Genomic DNA, 14,956 nt, shown 5'->3' with positions numbered 1-14,956 from the left:
GGTCGGCGGATTCGCCGACGTCACCGCCCGTGAATACTTCGGCTCGGATTCCGTAGTGGTCCACTGTGGACGGGCGTGCGACCTCCCGTCACCGGCCGGAGGGGCGCGTCGATGAGGGCAGGCCAGGTTCGGGCGCGTGCCGCTGCGGTGGTGCTGGCGCTGGTGGCGGCGACGATGACGGTGGTGGCCGGGCCGCAGCCCGCGAGCGCATTCGGAACGATCGGGACGCTCGGGCAGAACTGGGAGCACGAGCGCATCACGCGCCTGGCGCTGGGCTGCGCGCCCAAGCAGCGCTCCACCGGCGACTGCTTCGAGCCCCGCTCGCTGAGCCAGCTCGCCGGGCACCTCGGCACGTTCGGCGCGGTCGGCGCGCCCGACCGGGACCAGGTCCTCGACTCCTCCGCGCACTGCGACGACGCCGACTACCTCGACAAGCCCGGCTACCCGCAGACCCGGCAGCAGGCAACGGCCGCGCTCGCCGCCTGCATCGAGCACCTGCGCCTGGAGTTCGGCAAGGGCATCGACGCCGCCGGCAAGATGCTCGACGCCGGCGGCAACCTGGTGCCGAAGCAGGCGCAGCTGCACGGCGGCTGCTCGTTCGACCACACGTACACCGACATCGCCAAGTGCAGCGCGCTGGAGGGGTTCGGGCGGGCGCTGCACGGCGCGCAGGACTTCTACTCGCACAGCAACTGGGCGGACGAGAGCGACCCGGACGAGCCGATCTCGGAGACGAACCCGCCGGGGCTCAACCGGACCGACCAGGCGCCGTTCCTGAACCTCACGGTCTACGGGCCGATCGACCTGAGCTCGCTGCCGGCCAAGTTCACCACCGGCTACTACTCGCTCGGCACCGACTACTGCACGCCGTTCAACAGCCGGATCCGCCACGCCTGCCTGAACAAGGACAAGGCGGTCATCGACAACAGCGGCTTCGCGACGAATCCGGGCACGGTCCGCGGCCAGGTGCTGAAGAACGAGCAGAAGGCGGTGTCGGCCGCGATCGCCGAGACGGTCCGGCAGTGGCGCGACTTCCGGGCGCTGCTGCGCACGACCTACGGCAACGACAAGGCCAACCGCATCATCATGGCGATGACGCAGGACGTGACCTCCATCGACCTGGTCTTCGCCATCGACACGACGAGCAGCATGTCGCCGTACATCAACGCCACCGTCGGCGCCGCCGGCCAACTCGTCGACCTGCTCGCCGGCGCCGGCACATCGAGCCGCCCGACCGACTTCCGCGTCGGGCTCGTCGACTACAAGGACGTCGACTCCTCGGGCTGCGCCGGCAGCTACGACGCGCAGACCGACCTCGAGTTCAGCAACGACGGAAATACGATCATCAACGCGCTGGGCAAGCTGCCGGCCAAGGTCTCCGGCGGCTGCGACATCCCCGAGGACGTGTACTCCGGCGTCGACCGGGCGATCGGCTTCCCGTGGCGCCCCGGCGTCAAGAAGGTCGTCGTCGTGATGGGCGACGCGCCCGGACACGACCCGGAGGCGCACTCGTCGCTGACGCTCGCCAAGGTGGTACAGCACGCCCTCGAGGTCGACCCCGCAGTCGTCTACCCGATCCTCGTCGGCGGCAGCTCCAGCGCCACCACGTTCTTCACCGCCCTCGCCGACGGCACCGGCGGCAAGACCTTCGACTCCCGCAGCGGCGGCGTCCCCGCCGCGCTGCTCGCCGCCGTCGACGAGATCGTCCTGTCCCCGGAGCCGGGCGACCAGGACGCGCCGGTGGTCAAGACGACGTTCCCGGCCCCGCCGGGCGGCCCCGAGGGCTTCTTCACCGGCCCGGTCAGCGGCACGGTCACCGCCACCGACCCGTCCGGCGTGTCCGCGCTCGACTGCCGCGACTCGTCCGGCACGCTGACGCAGGGCCCGCTGACCATCAGCGGCAACACCGCGAGCCGCACCCTGAAGGTCACCGGCGACGGCGAGCACATCGTGGACTGCGTGGCCACGGACAAGGCCCCGTTGCCCAACCGCGGCGTCGGCGAGGACTCCTCCGGCGTCATCGGCTTCAACCTCGACGCCACCCCGCCCAAGGTCACCTGCTCGGCGAGCCCCGCCACCCTCGACCCGGCCGACGGCCGCCTGGTCACGATCACGGCCACCGTGAAGGTCGAGGACGCGCTGTCGGGCACGGCCGGCTTCACGCTGACCTCCGTGACGAGCAACCAGTCGGACACGGCCGCCGACGACATCGCCGGCTTCGCCACCGGCACCGCCGACACCACCGGCCAACTGCGCGCCACCGACACGGGCTCCGGCCGCCGGTACACCCTGACGTACCGCGGCCGCGACACCGCCGGCAACGCCGCCGAGTGCCAGGCCTTCGTCATCGTCGGCCACCCGACCGGCCCGTCCCCGTCGGTCTCGGCAACTCCCGGCGCCGGCACCCCGACCCCCGGCGCCTCCGGCGGCTCGGGCGGCCCGATGCCGGTGACCGGCCCGATGGCCGGCACCTACGCCTTCTCCGGCCTGTTCGTCATCCTGGCCGGCGCCCTGCTGGTGACCCTGGCGAACCTTCGCCGCCGGCACCGCGGCCTGCACCGCCGCGCGGGCTGAGCCCGCCCCGCCCGACCCGCCTTGCCCACCCCGCCCGGCCGGCCCGCAATGGGCCGTCCGGGCGCAGCGACATGCTTGACATCATCGATGTGAGCGATAACACTCGTGTCACGCGACGTCCCACCCCACGACGTCGCGCCGCCGCTTCGAGCTCGCAAGCCTTGTCCGCCGCAAATTGTGAGCGTTAACAGTCGCCGAGCAGGGCACCGCCAACGTCCTTCTCGGTGTACACCCCCGGAAAGGCACAACCATGGGTTTTCGGTCCTCCCTTGCGGGCGCCGCCGCCGCGGTGCTCACCGCCGCCGCGCTGATCGCCCTGCCCGGCACGGCGCAGGCCGCCGGCACGCTGTCCTGCGACATCTACGCCAACGGCGGCACGCCCTGCGTCGCCGCGCACAGCACCACCCGCGCGCTGTTCGGGTCGTACAACGGCTCGCTGTACCAGGTCCGGCGCTGGTCCGACGGCGCGACGTCGAACATCGGCGTGCTCAGCGCCGGCGGCTACGCCAACGCCGCCGCGCAGGACTCGTTCTGCTCCGGCACGTACTGCACGATCGTGCGCATCTACGACCAGACCTCGCGCCACAACGACCTGACGATCGCGCCCGGCGGCGGCGCCAACCCGACCGCCGACCAGGGTGCGAACGCCGCCGCGCTGCCGGTGTCGGCGGGCGGGCACAAGGTCTACGGCGTGTACATCTCGGCCGGCAACGGCTACCGCAACAACGCCACGAACGGCGTGGCCACCGGCAGCCAGCCCGAGGGCATGTACATGGTCACCGAGGGCACGCACGTCAACAACCGGTGCTGCTTCGACTACGGCAACGCCGAGACGAACAACAACGACACCGGCAACGGCGACATGGACGCGATCTACTTCGGCACGCTGTGCTGGTTCTCGCCGTGCAGCGGTTCCAACCCGAAGGTCATGGCCGACCTGGAGAACGGCCTGTTCGCCGGCGGCAACGGCTCCAACACGGCGAACACCGGCCGCGCCAGCGCCTTCGTGACGGCCATGACCAAGAACAACGGCACCTCGACGTACGCGATCAAGGACGGCGACGCGCAGTCCGGCGGCCTCGCGACCCGGTACAACGGTGGACTGCCCACCCAGTCCGGGTACAAGCCGATGACGAAGCAGGGCGCGATCATCCTCGGCATCGGCGGCGACAACAGCAACGGCTCGGTCGGCTCCTTCTTCGAGGGCGTCATGACCAGCGGCTACCCGAGCGACGCCACGGAGAACTCCGTGCAGTCGAACATCGTCTCGGTCGGCTACAGCAAGAGCGTCACGTTCCCGGTGAACGGCGCGACGTACCGCCTCACCAACCTCGCCAGCGGCAAGGTCCTCGACGCGATCAACTGCGGCACGGCCAACGGCACCCGCCTCGACGTGTGGCAGTCGCTGGGCAACACCTGCCAGCAGTGGCGCTTCAACAGCGTCGGCGCGAACAAGTGGACGGTCACCAACGTCAACGCCGGCAAGGTCCTGGACGCGGTCAACTGCGGCCTGGCCCTGGGCACGGAGACCGACCTGTGGCAGTCGCTGGGCAACACCTGCCAGCAGTGGGCGGTCATCCCGGCCGGCAACGGCCGCTACGAGCTCGTCGTCGAGAACAGCGGCATGGTCCTCGACGACCAGAACTGCGGCACCGCCAACGGCACCCGGGTCCAGCTCTGGATGTGGCTCAACAACACCTGCCAGCTCTGGTCGATCGCGGCGTAGCCGGCAACACCGGACACTGAGGCGCGGCCGGGTCCCGGCCGCGCCTCAGCCCGCGTTGATGACCGTCTGCAGCAGCGGGACCGGCATGCAGACGCGCGCGGCAAGCTCGTCCAGGCCGATGCCCCGCGCGGCCATCAGCCCGAAGGCCTGGCCGACGGCCGACGGCGACTCGGGCGGGCCGAGGTCGCCCGGCTCGGGGTAGCCCCACTCGGCGAGCAGGCTCATGCCGCGCCGGTAGGTGTGGTCCCGGTAGACACCCATGGCGTGTCCGCGGTACACCAGCGCCTTGAGCGACATCCCCCACCGCCGCTTGAGCTCGTGCAGCCGGTCGAAGTCGAGCCGGGCGGGCAGCTCCTCGCACAGCGCCTCGGCCGGCGCCAGGAAGCACGACGCGAACGCGGTCGCCTGCCGCTCGAGCACCTGGCTGCCGGGCTCCGCGTCGTGGTGCAGCAGCAGGTGTGCCAGCTCGTGCGCGGCGTCCATCCGCGAGCGCGCCTTGTCGTTCTTCATGGTGCTGGCGAAGACGAAAGGGCGGTGACCGTACCAGTGCGAGAACGCGTCGACCCGGTCGGACACGTCGGGCAGCGTGAGCACGATGACCCCGTGCGCCTCCAGCAGCCGGGTCACGTGCGGTATCGGCTCCGCGCCCAGCCCGAACGCCGCCCGCGCGGCCGACGCGGCCGCCTCGATGTCGCCGCCCGTTGCGGGCTCCGGCAGGTCGAGCTGGGGCAGGCGCAGCTCGGGCAGGCGCACGTAGCGCTCGACGGCGTCGACCACCCGCCAGGCGATCTCGCCGAACGCGAGCGCCTGGTCCCGCTCGGCCTGCGTGGTCGCGCGCAGGCTGCGGAAGTGGGCGTGGCCGGGCGTGGCCGGCGCCGGAATGCCGGCGGCGAAGAACTGCGGCGGCAGGCTCAGCGCGAGGGCCATCCGGCCGAGCACGCCCGCGGAGGGGCGGGCCTGGCCGAGCTCGTACTGCGTGATGGCCGCCGCCGTCACCTCGGTCGCCGCGGCCAGCTGCCGCTTGGACAGCCGCCGCCACCGCCGGGCCAGCGTCAGGGCGTTGGGCTGGAACGCCGCGACGGCCAGGGCCGGCGTCCCGGCCCGGTGCCCGCTCATGCCGTCACGTCCGCTTCGCTCCGGCAGCGGCATGAGCTGAACCTGTGTCCATGATGAGCGACCAGTCTGCTTCGCTCCGTACCGCTCATGCAGGGTTGATTGCGCGCGGGCCGGCCGGGCGGCCGAGCAGCTGCAGGTCCAGCTCCGGGATCGGCAGCTCGTCGTGGCGGGGCGCACCGTCGGCCGACGCCCCCGTGCGCCGTGCGCCGGCGAGGGCGCGGGCCGGCTCGCCGAACCACAGCCGCACCTCGAACCAGGGCGAGCCGCCGGTGCGGTTGTCGCGGGGCAGGCCGAGGTAGGCGACCGCCTCGCCGGTGTCGATGTCGCCGGCGTGCGCGATGCGCAGGTGGCGCTTCCGCGGTACCAAACCGGAAAAAACCTCCGGGAACTGCTCCTCGTCGTCGAGGGCGAGCTGCCGGTCGGCGCTGTTCTCGACGGCGCCGCCGAGCCGTGCGTCGCTGCCCTCCCACCGGATCGACTCGACGCTGGTGTCGACGCCGCCGTGCAGCGAGTACAACCGCAGGATGTAGCCGCCGGCCAGGATCTCCAGCGAGTTGTCCTCGATGCGGGCGTCGAGGCCCGACCGGCCGGTGAACCGCGCGGCGCCGAGGTTGGTGAGGTTGCGCCAGACGGTGGTACCGAAGCTCATCGCGTCGTCGCCGAGGTCCGGCTCGTGCCGCTCCGCCGCACGCCGATAGACCTGCCGGATCAGCTCGGCCAGGGGCTCGAGGACGCCGCGGGCGTCCAGCGTCGCGACGGCGTCGGTCAGAAGATCCACGCCTGCGAACTTAGCAGCGGCCACACAAGATGTCGCGGAAGTCAAGCGGCGAGGCGGGTGGCAGACTGTGCGACGATCTTGTGCGGCGGGTGCCGGCCGGCGAGGGCCGGACGTTCGCCGCCGACCTGGCACGGGACCGGGGCAGCGCCGCCGCGGCCGAGTCCGCCGCCGCGGCCGCCGCGTTCTGAGGAGCAGAGACTTGAGGGTGTTTGTTACGGGGGCCACCGGCTGGATCGGATCCACCGCCGTGGACGAGTTGCTGGCGGTCGGCCACGAGGTCGTCGGGCTGGCGCGCTCGGAGGCGTCCGCGCGGTCGCTCGAAGCGAAGGGCGCCACCGCGCTGGACGGGGACATCGACGACCTCGACGCCCTGCGGCGCGGGTCGGCCGCGGCCGACGCGGTGCTACACCTGGCCAACAAGCACGACTTCGGCAATCCCGCCGAGACGAACCGGGCCGAACGCGCGGCGGTCGAGGCCATCGGGAGCGCCCTCGCCGGCCGCGGCCGCGCGTTCCTGCTCGCCTCCGGGCTCACCGGGGTGGTGTCGGGCCGCCCGGCCGTGGAGACCGACGCGTCGCCGGCGGTCGGCCCGGACTCGCTGCGCGGTGGCAGCGAGAACCTCGCGCTGGAGTACGCCGGCCGCGGCGTGCGGGTCGTGGTCGTCCGGTTCGCCCCGACCGTGCACGGGGCCGCCGACCACGGCTTCGTCGCCCAGCTTGTGTCCGCCGCCCGCCGTCACGGCGTCTCCGCCTACGTCGGCGACGGCGCCACCGCGTGGTCGGCCGTGCACCGCAGCGACGCGGCCCGGCTCGTGCGGCTCGGGCTCGAGTCCGCGCCCGCGGGGTCCCGGCTGCACGCCGTCGCCGAGGAGGCCGTCCCCGCCCGGGCCATTGCCGAAGCCATCGGGCGCGCGCTCGGCGTGCCGGCGGCGCCGGTGGCGCCCGAGGACGCCGAGGCGCACTTCGGCTTCGTCGGCCGACGCTTCGGGATGAGCATCACCGCGTCGAGCGAGCGCACCCGCGCCCTGCTCGGCTGGTCGCCGTCCGGACCGGCGCTGCTCGAGGACATCGCGGCGGGTGCCTACTCGCTCGAGTAGTCGAGGGGCTCTCGCCCGGGGGCCTAGCCTGGCGCCGTGTACGGGTATGTGATCGCCGACGTGTTCACCGACACCGCGCTGGAAGGCAACCCCCTCGCGGTCGTGCCGGAGGCGGATGGGCTGTCCGCCGGACGGATGCAGCGCATCGCGCGCGAGATGAACCTGTCCGAAACCACCTTCGTCTTTCCGCCGACCGCCGGCGGCGACGTGCGGGTGCGCATCTTCACGCCGGTCGGGGAGCTGCCGTTCGCGGGGCATCCGACCTTCGGCACCGCGGCCGTGCTGGCCGCGACCGGGCATCCGGGCGTGCGTGGGGGCGAGCTGCGCATGGAGACCGGCATGGGTGTGGTGCCGTTCTCGTTCACCGGCGAGAGCGGCGGCGGACGGGTGCGCACCGCGCGGATGCTCCAGCCGATCCCGGTGTGGCGGGACTACGAGCGGGCCGGCGAGCTGCTGGACGCCCTCGGGGTGTCCGCGTCGGTGCTGCCGATCGAGGTATACCGCAACGGGCCCCGCCATGCGTTCGTCGGCCTCGGCTCGGTGGATGAGCTGTCCGCGCTGCGGGTGGACCTGCGCGCCCTGGCCGAGCACGACGACCTGGCCGCGAACTGCTTCGCGCCGACCGGCGACCCGCTCGTGTGGCGCGCCCGCATGTTCTCGCCGGCGTACGGGGTGACGGAGGACGCCGGCACGGGCTCCGCGGCCGGACCGCTCGCCCTGCACCTGGGGCGGCACGGGCGGGTGCCGCTCGGCGCGACGATCACCGTCCGGCAGGGCGTCGAGATGGGCCGGCCGTCGACGATCCGCGCCCGCGCCACGATGGCCGGCGGGGAGGTCGAGCGCGTCGAGATCTCCGGCAGCGCCGTACTGGTAGCGGACGGGCGCCTTTACGTTTGACTCAACCTTTCACAGCGGGCCGTCGTCCTTGGCAAAGACGAAACCGAGGCCGAGGACGAAAGGAGAGCCCGTGCTGTGGAGACGCGACTTTGACGGTCTGAGTGCACTGGTCGCCGAGCGCGGCCATGCCTTGCTCGCCACCGCCGTGCTGCTGACCGGCAGCCGCGCGGCGGGCGAGGACCTGCTGCAGGCCGCCCTGGAGAAGCTGATGCGCTCGTGGGGGCGGGTGCGCGAGGACCGCGAGGGGTACCTGCGCCGCACGATGTACAACCTGGCGGTCGACGACTGGCGGCGGCGCCGGCGGCGGCCGGAGGTGTTCGCGACCGTCGAGCCGGCCGGGCAGCCCGACGCCGCCGACGCGCTCGCGCTGCGCCAGGCGCTGGTCGCCGCGCTGGCCCAGCTCCCGCCCCGGCAGCGCGCTGTGCTCGTGCTGCGGTACTGGGAGCAGCTCACCGAGGCCGAGGCCGCCGACGTGCTCGGCTGCAGTGTCGGCACGGTCAAGTCCACCGCCTCGCGGGGGTTGTCCCGCCTTCGCGAGCTCACCGCCGCCTGGGACCTCATGCCTTCCACCGCAACCGTCACGAACGGAGCCGATCGATGACCACCGACCTCGAGGAGCAGCTCAGCGCCGGCATGCGCGAGCACACGGCCGGGCTCGCCCTGAGCGGCGACGTGCTCGGGCGGGCCACCCGCAACCACCGGCGGCGCGCGGCGACGGTCCGGGCCGGATACGCGTTGGGCGTCGCCGGGCTCGCCGGCGTCCTGGCCGCGGGCCTGACGCTCGGCGGGGGCGGCGGCGCGAACGACCCGGCGCCGAAGGCCGCGCCGCCGTCCGTCGCGCAGGCGCAGACCCCGTCGCTCCGGCTCGCCGCCGCGGCCGCGGCCAGCGACGACATCAGCTACCGGATCCGGCTCTCCAGCGGGGCCAAGGGCGCCCAGCCGCTCGTCTACGAGGGCGCCTTCGACCCGCGGACCGACACCGGGTACCTCCGCAGCACCCAGGAGGCCGGCGTGCTCACCGAGCTGCTGATCGACGGCACGCGGTACATCGGCACCGAGCGCATCCCGGGCCACGAGCCGGAGGGCGAGCACGAGCGGTACGGCCGCTACGCGCAGTACCCGGGCCGGTACGACCGCCTGTCCTACGACCTGTCCGAGCAGGCCGTGCTCGGCTCGACCACGGCGGACCCGGCGAGCCTGTTCCGGGCGCTGCAGGCCGCGAACGCGACGATCTCGCAGAACCCCGACGGCACGCTGCACTTCCGGATCGTGCAGCAGTCGGCGACCGACAAGATCGTGCAGGACGGCGACGTGACGCTCGACGCCAACGGGCGCATCGCCCGGATCGCGATCGCCGGCACCTGGGAGAGCACCGCGAAGGGCCGGCTCGACAAGGGCGAGTTCACCACCACGCTGGAGCTGTCCGACTACGGCCTCGCCGTCACCGCGCAGCGCCCCGCCGACGTGGTGCCCGCGAACTGACGTCCGATACGTTGGGCGCCATGGAGCGGGACACGGCGAGCGAGGGCGGATACCTGCTCTCCAACGCCCAGGCCGAGGCCGGCGCACGCTTCGGCGCCCTGTCCGAGCTGTTCGACCCCTCGACGTTCCGCCACTTCGACGCGCTCGGCGTGGCCCCCGGCTGGCACTGCTGGGAGGTCGGCGCCGGCGGCCCGAGCGTCCCGGCCCGGCTCGCGCAGCGAGTCGGGCCGGCCGGGCGCGTGCTGGCCACCGACCTCGACGTGTCCTGGCTGCCCGCCGGGGCCGGCTTCGAGGTGCTCCGCCACGACGTCGGCGAGGAGCGGCCGCCGGGTGAGGGCTTCGACCTGATCCACGCCCGGCTGGTGCTCGTGCACGTCCCGCGCCGCGACGAGGCGCTGGCGGCGATGGTGTCGGCGCTGCGCCCCGGCGGGTGGCTGCTGCTGGAGGAGGCCGACCCGGCGCTGCAGCCGCTGGCCTGCCCGGACGAGTCGGGCCCGGCGCAGCGGCTGGCCAACAAGCTCAAGCACGACTTCCGGGCGCTCATGGCCGAGCGGGGCGTGGACCTCGCCTACGGCCGCACGCTGCCGCGCCGGCTGCGCGCGGCCGGCCTGACCGGCGTCGCCGCCGACGCGTACTTCCCGGTCACCGGGCCGGCCTGCGCCCGACTGGAGCGGGCGACGGTGGAGCAGATCCGCGCCCGGCTCACCGCCGCGGGGCTGGCCACCGACGAGGAGATCGACGCACACCTGGCCAACCTCGACGCGGGCCGCCTGGACGTCGCGACCTCGCCGATGATCTCCGCGTGGGGCCAACGCCCCGGCTAGGTCAGCGCTCGCGGGTCAGTCATGGCGGACGATCTCCATGCGCCCGATCTCGTCGGGGTCGGCGACCACGTCGATGGCGACGATGCGGCCGTCGCTGATGGTGAACGTCAGCGTGAGCAGCTGCCGGCCGTCCACGATGACGACCGCGCCGTTCGCGCCGTCGATGTCGGCCGGGCGTGCGCCCTGCGCGCGGCCGTTGAAGAACGCGGCCACCACCTCGGCGCCGCGGGACTCGCCCGCCGAGCCCATCCGGGCCGCGGTCGCGTCGGCGCGCACGACCACGTCGGGGTCGAGCAGCTTCAGCAGCGTGGCCAGATCGCCGCCGCGGGAGGCGGCGAGGAACGCCTCGACGATCTCCCGCCGTCGCTGCATGCCGCCGTCGGCTCCGTCGACGTCGGCGCCCCCGGCCTGCACCCGCCGGCGTGCGCGGCTGGCCAGCTGGCGGGCCGCGGCCGGGCTGCGCCCCACGACGACCGCGATGTCGTCGAACGACACCGCGAACATGTCGTGCAGGACGAACGCCAGCCGCTCGGTCGGGGTCAGCGTCTCCAGTACGACCAGCAGCGCCACGCCCATCGAGTCGGCCAGCAGCGCCTCCTGCTCCGGGTCGCGCTCGCCGCCCACCTCCTGCTCGGCGCGCAGCTCCAGCGGCTCCTCGCGGCGGTTGGTGCGCGAGCGCAGCATGTCCAGGCAGATCCGCCCGACGACGGTGGTGAGCCACGCGCCGAGGTTGTCCAGCTCGTCCGCGTCCGTGCGGTTGAGCCGCAGCCACGCCTCCTGCACGGCGTCGTCGGCCTCGGTGGCCGAGCCCAGCATCCGTTGCGCTACCGAGCGCAGCCGCGGCCGCAGCGCCTCGAACCGCTCCGCCAGCCGGTCCTCGCCCTCGCGCATGAGCTCCTACCTTTCGTCCGAATTGTGGCCTACACCACATTAGTCACATGTCCCCGTGAGGGGTCGTCATACCAGCGACGAAGCAAACCGCTGCGATGTGACAGCGCAAACGAGGGAGACAACCATGCAGGCTCGGATCACCAACACCGCGGTCTCGCCGGAACTCCAGCAGGCGGTCAACCTGCTGTACAAGTCGGCGCACTCGGCCGGCGTGCCGAACGCCACGCTGGAGCTGGTGCACCTGCGCGCCAGCCAGATCAACGGCTGCAGCCCGTGCGTGGACGCCGGCGCCCGCGCCATGCGCAAGGCCGGCGAGACCGACGACCGGCTCTTCGCCGTCGCCGCGTGGCGCGAGACGCCGTACTTCACCGACGCCGAGCGCTCCGCCCTGGCCCTGGCCGAGGCCGCGACCCGGCTGGCCGACAAGGCCGACGCGGTGCCGGACGACATCTGGGACGCGGCGGCGAAGCACTTCAGCGAGGCGGAGCTGTCCGCGATCGTGCTGTGGATCGCCACGACCAACTTCTTCAACCGGATCAACGCCACGACCCGCCAGCAGGCACCGCAGAACTGGGGCTGAGCTACTCGGCGACGGCGGTGTACCGCCCCCACCGCTCCTCGGCCTGCTGCTGCGAGACGTCGACGTCGACGCCGGGCAGTTCCTCGACGACCCGGGCCGCGAACTGCGGCGACAGGAAGTTGTGGTGCAGGTCGAGGCGGCGCAGGTGGGTCAGCGGCTGCCCGGCCAGCAGCGCCTCGGCGCCGCCGTCGTCGAGCACGCCGAGGGACAGGTCCAGCTCCTCGAGGCGGCCGACGACCGGCGCACCGGCCAGCGCCGCGGCGATCCGGCCGGCGATCTCGGCGTTGCGCAGCCCCAGGCGGCGCAGCGCCGGGAACCGGCCGCCGGCCAGCAGCGCCTCGAGGTCGGCGACGGTGATGTCGCCGCCGTAGTTGCGCACGCCCAGCCACAGCTCGAGGTGCTCGAGCTGTGGCAGCTCGCTGTCGAGGACCGCGCGCACCACCTCGGCCGGCAGCCCGCCGGACTCGAACGCGAGCGAGCGCAGGTGCTCGTGGCGCACCGGAGAGAGGCCAAGCCCCGCGCTGCCGCGCACGCGCAGCGTCCGCAGCCGCGGATACGCCTCCAGCAGCGGCGTGATGTCGCCCTGGCGGATCCAGGACGCCTCGCACTCCTCGCTGGTGATGTCGCCGAGGAACAGCGCCTCCAGCGAGGTGAGCCGGTCGGCGGCGGCGCACAGCTGTGCGATCGGCGCGTCGGCGAAGGCCGCGTAGCCCCACGAGCCGATCACGAGCGCGCGCACGGCCGCGGCGTCGATGCCCCCGAGCAGCCGCTCGAACTCCGCGGCGAACGCCTCGCTGAGCCCCTCCTCGTCGTCATCGTCGTAGTCCCAGAACGAGTAGCGCCAGGCGACCGGTCCGTCGACGTCGGGCAGCGGCTCGCCGGCCTCCAGCTCCACGACGGGCAGTCCGGCGAACGTGGTCGCGTGCGAGGAGAAGCTCACCGACCGAACCTAACAGCACCGCCCGGGAGTACCTCAGGCCGTTCGCGGTCACGTTCGACTACGACGCGATGCGGCTTTCTGTTACGCGGCCGGCCGTTAAGCAGCCGGTCGTTCAAGCAGCCGGTCGTTCAAGCAGCCGGTCGTTCAAGCAGCCGGTCGTTTAAGCGGCCGGCAGCTCGACGGTGACGACCAGGCCGCCGCCCGCGCGTGGCCGCGCGACAGCGGTCCCGCCGTGGGTGGCGGCCACCGAGCGCACGATGGACAGCCCGAGGCCCGCGCCGCCGCCCGTCACCCGCCGCTCCCCGGTCCGCCGGTGGAATGGCTCGAACAGCGCCGGCACCTCGTAGGGCGCCACCGCCGGCCCGGTGTTGCTCACCTCCAGCTCGACCCGCCCGTCCGCGCCCGCGCGGGTGCACACCCGGACCCAGCCGTCCGGGCCGGTGTTGTACCGGATCCCGTTCTCCACGAGGTTGTGCACGAGGCGCTCCAGCAGCAGCGCGTCGCCGCTCGTCGAGGCCTCCGCCAGCTCCTCCTCCAGCCGCACGCCGGCCGCCTCGGCCGCGTCGGCGCACTGGGCGAGCACGTATGCGGCGACGTCGGCCAGGTCGGCCGGGCGGGGCTCGGTCAGCGCGTTCTCGGAGGTGGCCAGCAGCAGCAGGCCGGTGATGAGCCGCTCGTGCCGCTCGTTGATCTGCAGCAGGTCCTCGCCGAGCCTGCGCGTGTCGGCCGACGCGGTGCGCCGGTTCACGGCCAGCTCCACCAGCGCGCGGCCGACGGTGAGCGGCGTGCGCAGCTCGTGCGAGGCGTTGGCGATGAAGCGGCGCTGGCCGTCGAAGGAACGGTCCAGCCGCTCCAGCATGGTGTCGAACGCGTTCGCGAGCTCCCGGACCTCGTCGGCCGGGCCCTCGAGCTCGATGCGCTCGTGCAGCCCGCGCCCGGCCGCCGGTGCCGCGGCGATGCGCCGGGCCGTCGCGGTGACCTGCTGCAGCGGGGCGAGGACCCGGCCGGCGACCAGCCAGCCGAAGCCCGCGGCGGCCGCGCCGACCACGCCGAGGGCGATGGCGCCCTGCATGAGCAGCGAGCTGCCGGCCGCATCGCGCAGCTGCCGGCGCTGGGCTTCCGCCTCGTGCAGCGCCTGCTCGGCGTTGGGCAGCCGGGGCGCGGCGGAGGCGCTCGGCTCGGGGCCGCTGCTGAGCATCACGCTCGAGCGCATGCCCGCCAGCTGCTGGTCGAAGAGCACGTAGGTGGTGCCGAGCAGCACCGTGCCGGCGACCAGGAACAGGCCGGTGTACAGCAGCGTCAGGCGGATGCGCAGGCTCATGGGATGCGATACCCGACCGCCGTGACCGTCTCGATGACCGGCGGGTCGCCGAGCTTGCGCCGCAGCTTGAGGATCGTCAGGCGTACCGCCGGCGTGAACGGGTCGGCGTGCTCGTCCCACACCTTCTCCAGCAGGAACTCCGCCGAGACGGGCGCGCCGTCGGCCCGCAGCAGCTCCGCCAGCACACCGAACTCCTTCTTCGACAGGGGCACGTAGGCGCCGTCGCGGAACACGCGGTGCAGCGCCGGGTCGAGGGTGATGCCGGCGCGGCGCAGCACGGGCGGTACCGCTGGACGGGCGCGACGGCCGAGGGACTGCACCCGCGCGGCCAGCTCAGGGAACGCGAACGGCTTGGTGAGGTAGTCGTCGGCGCCGAGCGAGAGCCCCGCGACCCGGTCGGTCACCTCCGCGGCGGCGGTCAGCATGAGCACCCGCGCGCCCGAGCCGGACTCCACGATCCGCCGGCACACGTCGTCGCCGTGCACGAGCGGCAGCGACCGGTCGAGCACCACCACGTCGTAGTCGTGCACGGCGATGCGCTCCAGCGCCGCTTCGCCGTCGCCGGCGACGTCGACGGCGTGCGCCTCCTCGCGCAGCCACTCCGCGATCGCGCCGGCCAGCATCGGCTCGTCCTCCACCACCAGCAGCCGCACCCTGCCATCATCCCCGACCCGCGTGTTTCCCGGGCGTTTGCGCCGGCAGACGACCGCGAAACGCGCCGTCGCGAAGGC

At 73.4% G+C, this 14,956-nt stretch carries 15 protein-coding genes; 9 read left to right on the top strand and 6 right to left on the bottom strand.

Annotated elements, in window-relative coordinates; genetic code table 11:
• Positions 1-111: 111 nt before the first annotated feature.
• Both ABD901_RS36115 and ABD901_RS36110 read left to right on the top strand, forming a co-directional pair.
• On the top strand, positions 112-2,574 hold the full coding sequence (locus ABD901_RS36115; RefSeq protein ID WP_345133994.1) for a vWA domain-containing protein: 2,463 nt from the start codon (positions 112-114) through the stop codon (positions 2,572-2,574).
• A 250-nt stretch (positions 2,575-2,824) separates the two neighbouring features.
• On the top strand, positions 2,825-4,300 hold the full coding sequence (locus tag ABD901_RS36110; RefSeq protein ID WP_345133992.1) for an arabinofuranosidase catalytic domain-containing protein: 1,476 nt from the start codon (positions 2,825-2,827) through the stop codon (positions 4,298-4,300).
• Between the two features lie 45 nt (positions 4,301-4,345).
• On the opposite strand, the gene ABD901_RS36105 is transcribed toward ABD901_RS36110, so the two are convergent.
• Together ABD901_RS36105 and ABD901_RS36100 are read right to left on the bottom strand one after the other, a co-directional pair.
• A complete protein-coding gene (locus tag ABD901_RS36105; protein ID WP_345133990.1) occupies positions 4,346-5,416 on the bottom strand; it encodes an ImmA/IrrE family metallo-endopeptidase in 1,071 nt (356 codons plus the stop codon).
• Between the two features lie 85 nt (positions 5,417-5,501).
• Positions 5,502-6,194 (bottom strand): hypothetical protein, encoded by a 693-nt coding sequence (locus ABD901_RS36100; RefSeq protein ID WP_345133988.1) that lies wholly within the window; start codon positions 6,192-6,194, stop codon positions 5,502-5,504.
• Between the two features lie 29 nt (positions 6,195-6,223).
• Here ABD901_RS36100 and ABD901_RS36095 point away from each other — a divergent pair, with 29 nt between their 5' ends.
• The 6 genes from ABD901_RS36095 (at position 6,224) to ABD901_RS36070 (ending at position 10,493) form a co-directional block, all read left to right on the top strand.
• Positions 6,224-6,382, top strand: coding sequence for a hypothetical protein (locus tag ABD901_RS36095; protein WP_345133986.1), 159 nt, complete (start codon positions 6,224-6,226; stop codon positions 6,380-6,382).
• A gap of 17 nt (positions 6,383-6,399) precedes the next feature.
• Positions 6,400-7,290: an SDR family oxidoreductase gene (locus ABD901_RS36090; RefSeq protein ID WP_345134239.1), complete on the top strand. Its 891-nt coding sequence runs from the start codon at positions 6,400-6,402 to the stop codon at positions 7,288-7,290.
• 36 nt (positions 7,291-7,326) lie between these two features.
• A complete protein-coding gene (locus ABD901_RS36085; protein WP_345133984.1) occupies positions 7,327-8,187 on the top strand; it encodes a PhzF family phenazine biosynthesis protein in 861 nt (286 codons plus the stop codon).
• 73 nt (positions 8,188-8,260) lie between these two features.
• Positions 8,261-8,788 carry a SigE family RNA polymerase sigma factor gene (locus ABD901_RS36080; protein ID WP_345134238.1) on the top strand — a complete coding sequence of 176 codons (528 nt, stop codon included), beginning with the start codon at positions 8,261-8,263 and terminating at the stop codon, positions 8,786-8,788.
• Positions 8,785-9,669, top strand: a complete 885-nt coding sequence (locus ABD901_RS36075) for a hypothetical protein (protein WP_345133982.1) — start codon at positions 8,785-8,787, stop codon at positions 9,667-9,669. The genes ABD901_RS36080 and ABD901_RS36075 overlap by 4 nt, the downstream gene beginning before the upstream one ends.
• Before the next feature lie 20 nt (positions 9,670-9,689).
• Positions 9,690-10,493 (top strand): class I SAM-dependent methyltransferase, encoded by an 804-nt coding sequence (locus tag ABD901_RS36070; protein ID WP_345133980.1) that lies wholly within the window; start codon positions 9,690-9,692, stop codon positions 10,491-10,493.
• Positions 10,494-10,508: 15 nt separating this feature from the next.
• Here the strand turns inward: ABD901_RS36070 and ABD901_RS36065 are convergent, their stop codons facing one another.
• Positions 10,509-11,384, bottom strand: coding sequence for a sigma-70 family RNA polymerase sigma factor (locus tag ABD901_RS36065; protein WP_345133978.1), 876 nt, complete (start codon positions 11,382-11,384; stop codon positions 10,509-10,511).
• Between the two features lie 124 nt (positions 11,385-11,508).
• Here ABD901_RS36065 and ABD901_RS36060 point away from each other — a divergent pair, with 124 nt between their 5' ends.
• Entirely contained in the window at positions 11,509-11,964 is a 456-nt protein-coding gene (locus tag ABD901_RS36060; protein WP_345133976.1) for a carboxymuconolactone decarboxylase family protein, read from the top strand.
• Position 11,965: 1 nt separating this feature from the next.
• Here ABD901_RS36060 and ABD901_RS36055 read toward each other — a convergent pair whose 3' ends face one another.
• From ABD901_RS36055 to ABD901_RS36045, 3 genes are all read right to left on the bottom strand, one after another.
• Positions 11,966-12,904, bottom strand: coding sequence for an STM4015 family protein (locus ABD901_RS36055; RefSeq protein ID WP_345133974.1), 939 nt, complete (start codon positions 12,902-12,904; stop codon positions 11,966-11,968).
• Positions 12,905-13,064: 160 nt separating this feature from the next.
• Positions 13,065-14,225 (bottom strand): sensor histidine kinase, encoded by a 1,161-nt coding sequence (locus ABD901_RS36050; RefSeq protein WP_345133972.1) that lies wholly within the window; start codon positions 14,223-14,225, stop codon positions 13,065-13,067.
• Positions 14,222-14,878, bottom strand: a complete 657-nt coding sequence (locus ABD901_RS36045; RefSeq protein ID WP_345133970.1) for a response regulator transcription factor — start codon at positions 14,876-14,878, stop codon at positions 14,222-14,224. The genes ABD901_RS36050 and ABD901_RS36045 overlap by 4 nt, the downstream gene beginning before the upstream one ends.
• Positions 14,879-14,956: the final 78 nt, after the last annotated feature.

The organism is Dactylosporangium darangshiense, assembly GCF_039537565.1.
Classification (GTDB): domain Bacteria; phylum Actinomycetota; class Actinomycetes; order Mycobacteriales; family Micromonosporaceae; genus Dactylosporangium; species Dactylosporangium darangshiense.
This window is presented reverse-complemented; position numbering and strand designations above follow the sequence as displayed.

Excerpts from the sequence above, each read along its gene's own strand:
- ABD901_RS36115 (WP_345133994.1), top strand. The coding sequence starts at position 112 with ATGAGGGCAGGCCAGGTTCGGGCGCGTGCCGCTGCGGTGGTGCTGGCG.
- ABD901_RS36110 (WP_345133992.1), top strand. The coding sequence starts at position 2,825 with ATGGGTTTTCGGTCCTCCCTTGCGGGCGCCGCCGCCGCGGTGCTCACC.
- ABD901_RS36105 (WP_345133990.1), bottom strand. The coding sequence starts at position 5,416 with ATGAGCGGGCACCGGGCCGGGACGCCGGCCCTGGCCGTCGCGGCGTTC.
- ABD901_RS36095 (WP_345133986.1), top strand. The coding sequence starts at position 6,224 with ATGTCGCGGAAGTCAAGCGGCGAGGCGGGTGGCAGACTGTGCGACGAT.
- ABD901_RS36075 (WP_345133982.1), top strand. The coding sequence starts at position 8,785 with ATGACCACCGACCTCGAGGAGCAGCTCAGCGCCGGCATGCGCGAGCAC.
- ABD901_RS36070 (WP_345133980.1), top strand. The coding sequence starts at position 9,690 with ATGGAGCGGGACACGGCGAGCGAGGGCGGATACCTGCTCTCCAACGCC.
- ABD901_RS36065 (WP_345133978.1), bottom strand. The coding sequence starts at position 11,384 with ATGCGCGAGGGCGAGGACCGGCTGGCGGAGCGGTTCGAGGCGCTGCGG.
- ABD901_RS36060 (WP_345133976.1), top strand. The coding sequence starts at position 11,509 with ATGCAGGCTCGGATCACCAACACCGCGGTCTCGCCGGAACTCCAGCAG.
- ABD901_RS36050 (WP_345133972.1), bottom strand. The coding sequence starts at position 14,225 with ATGAGCCTGCGCATCCGCCTGACGCTGCTGTACACCGGCCTGTTCCTG.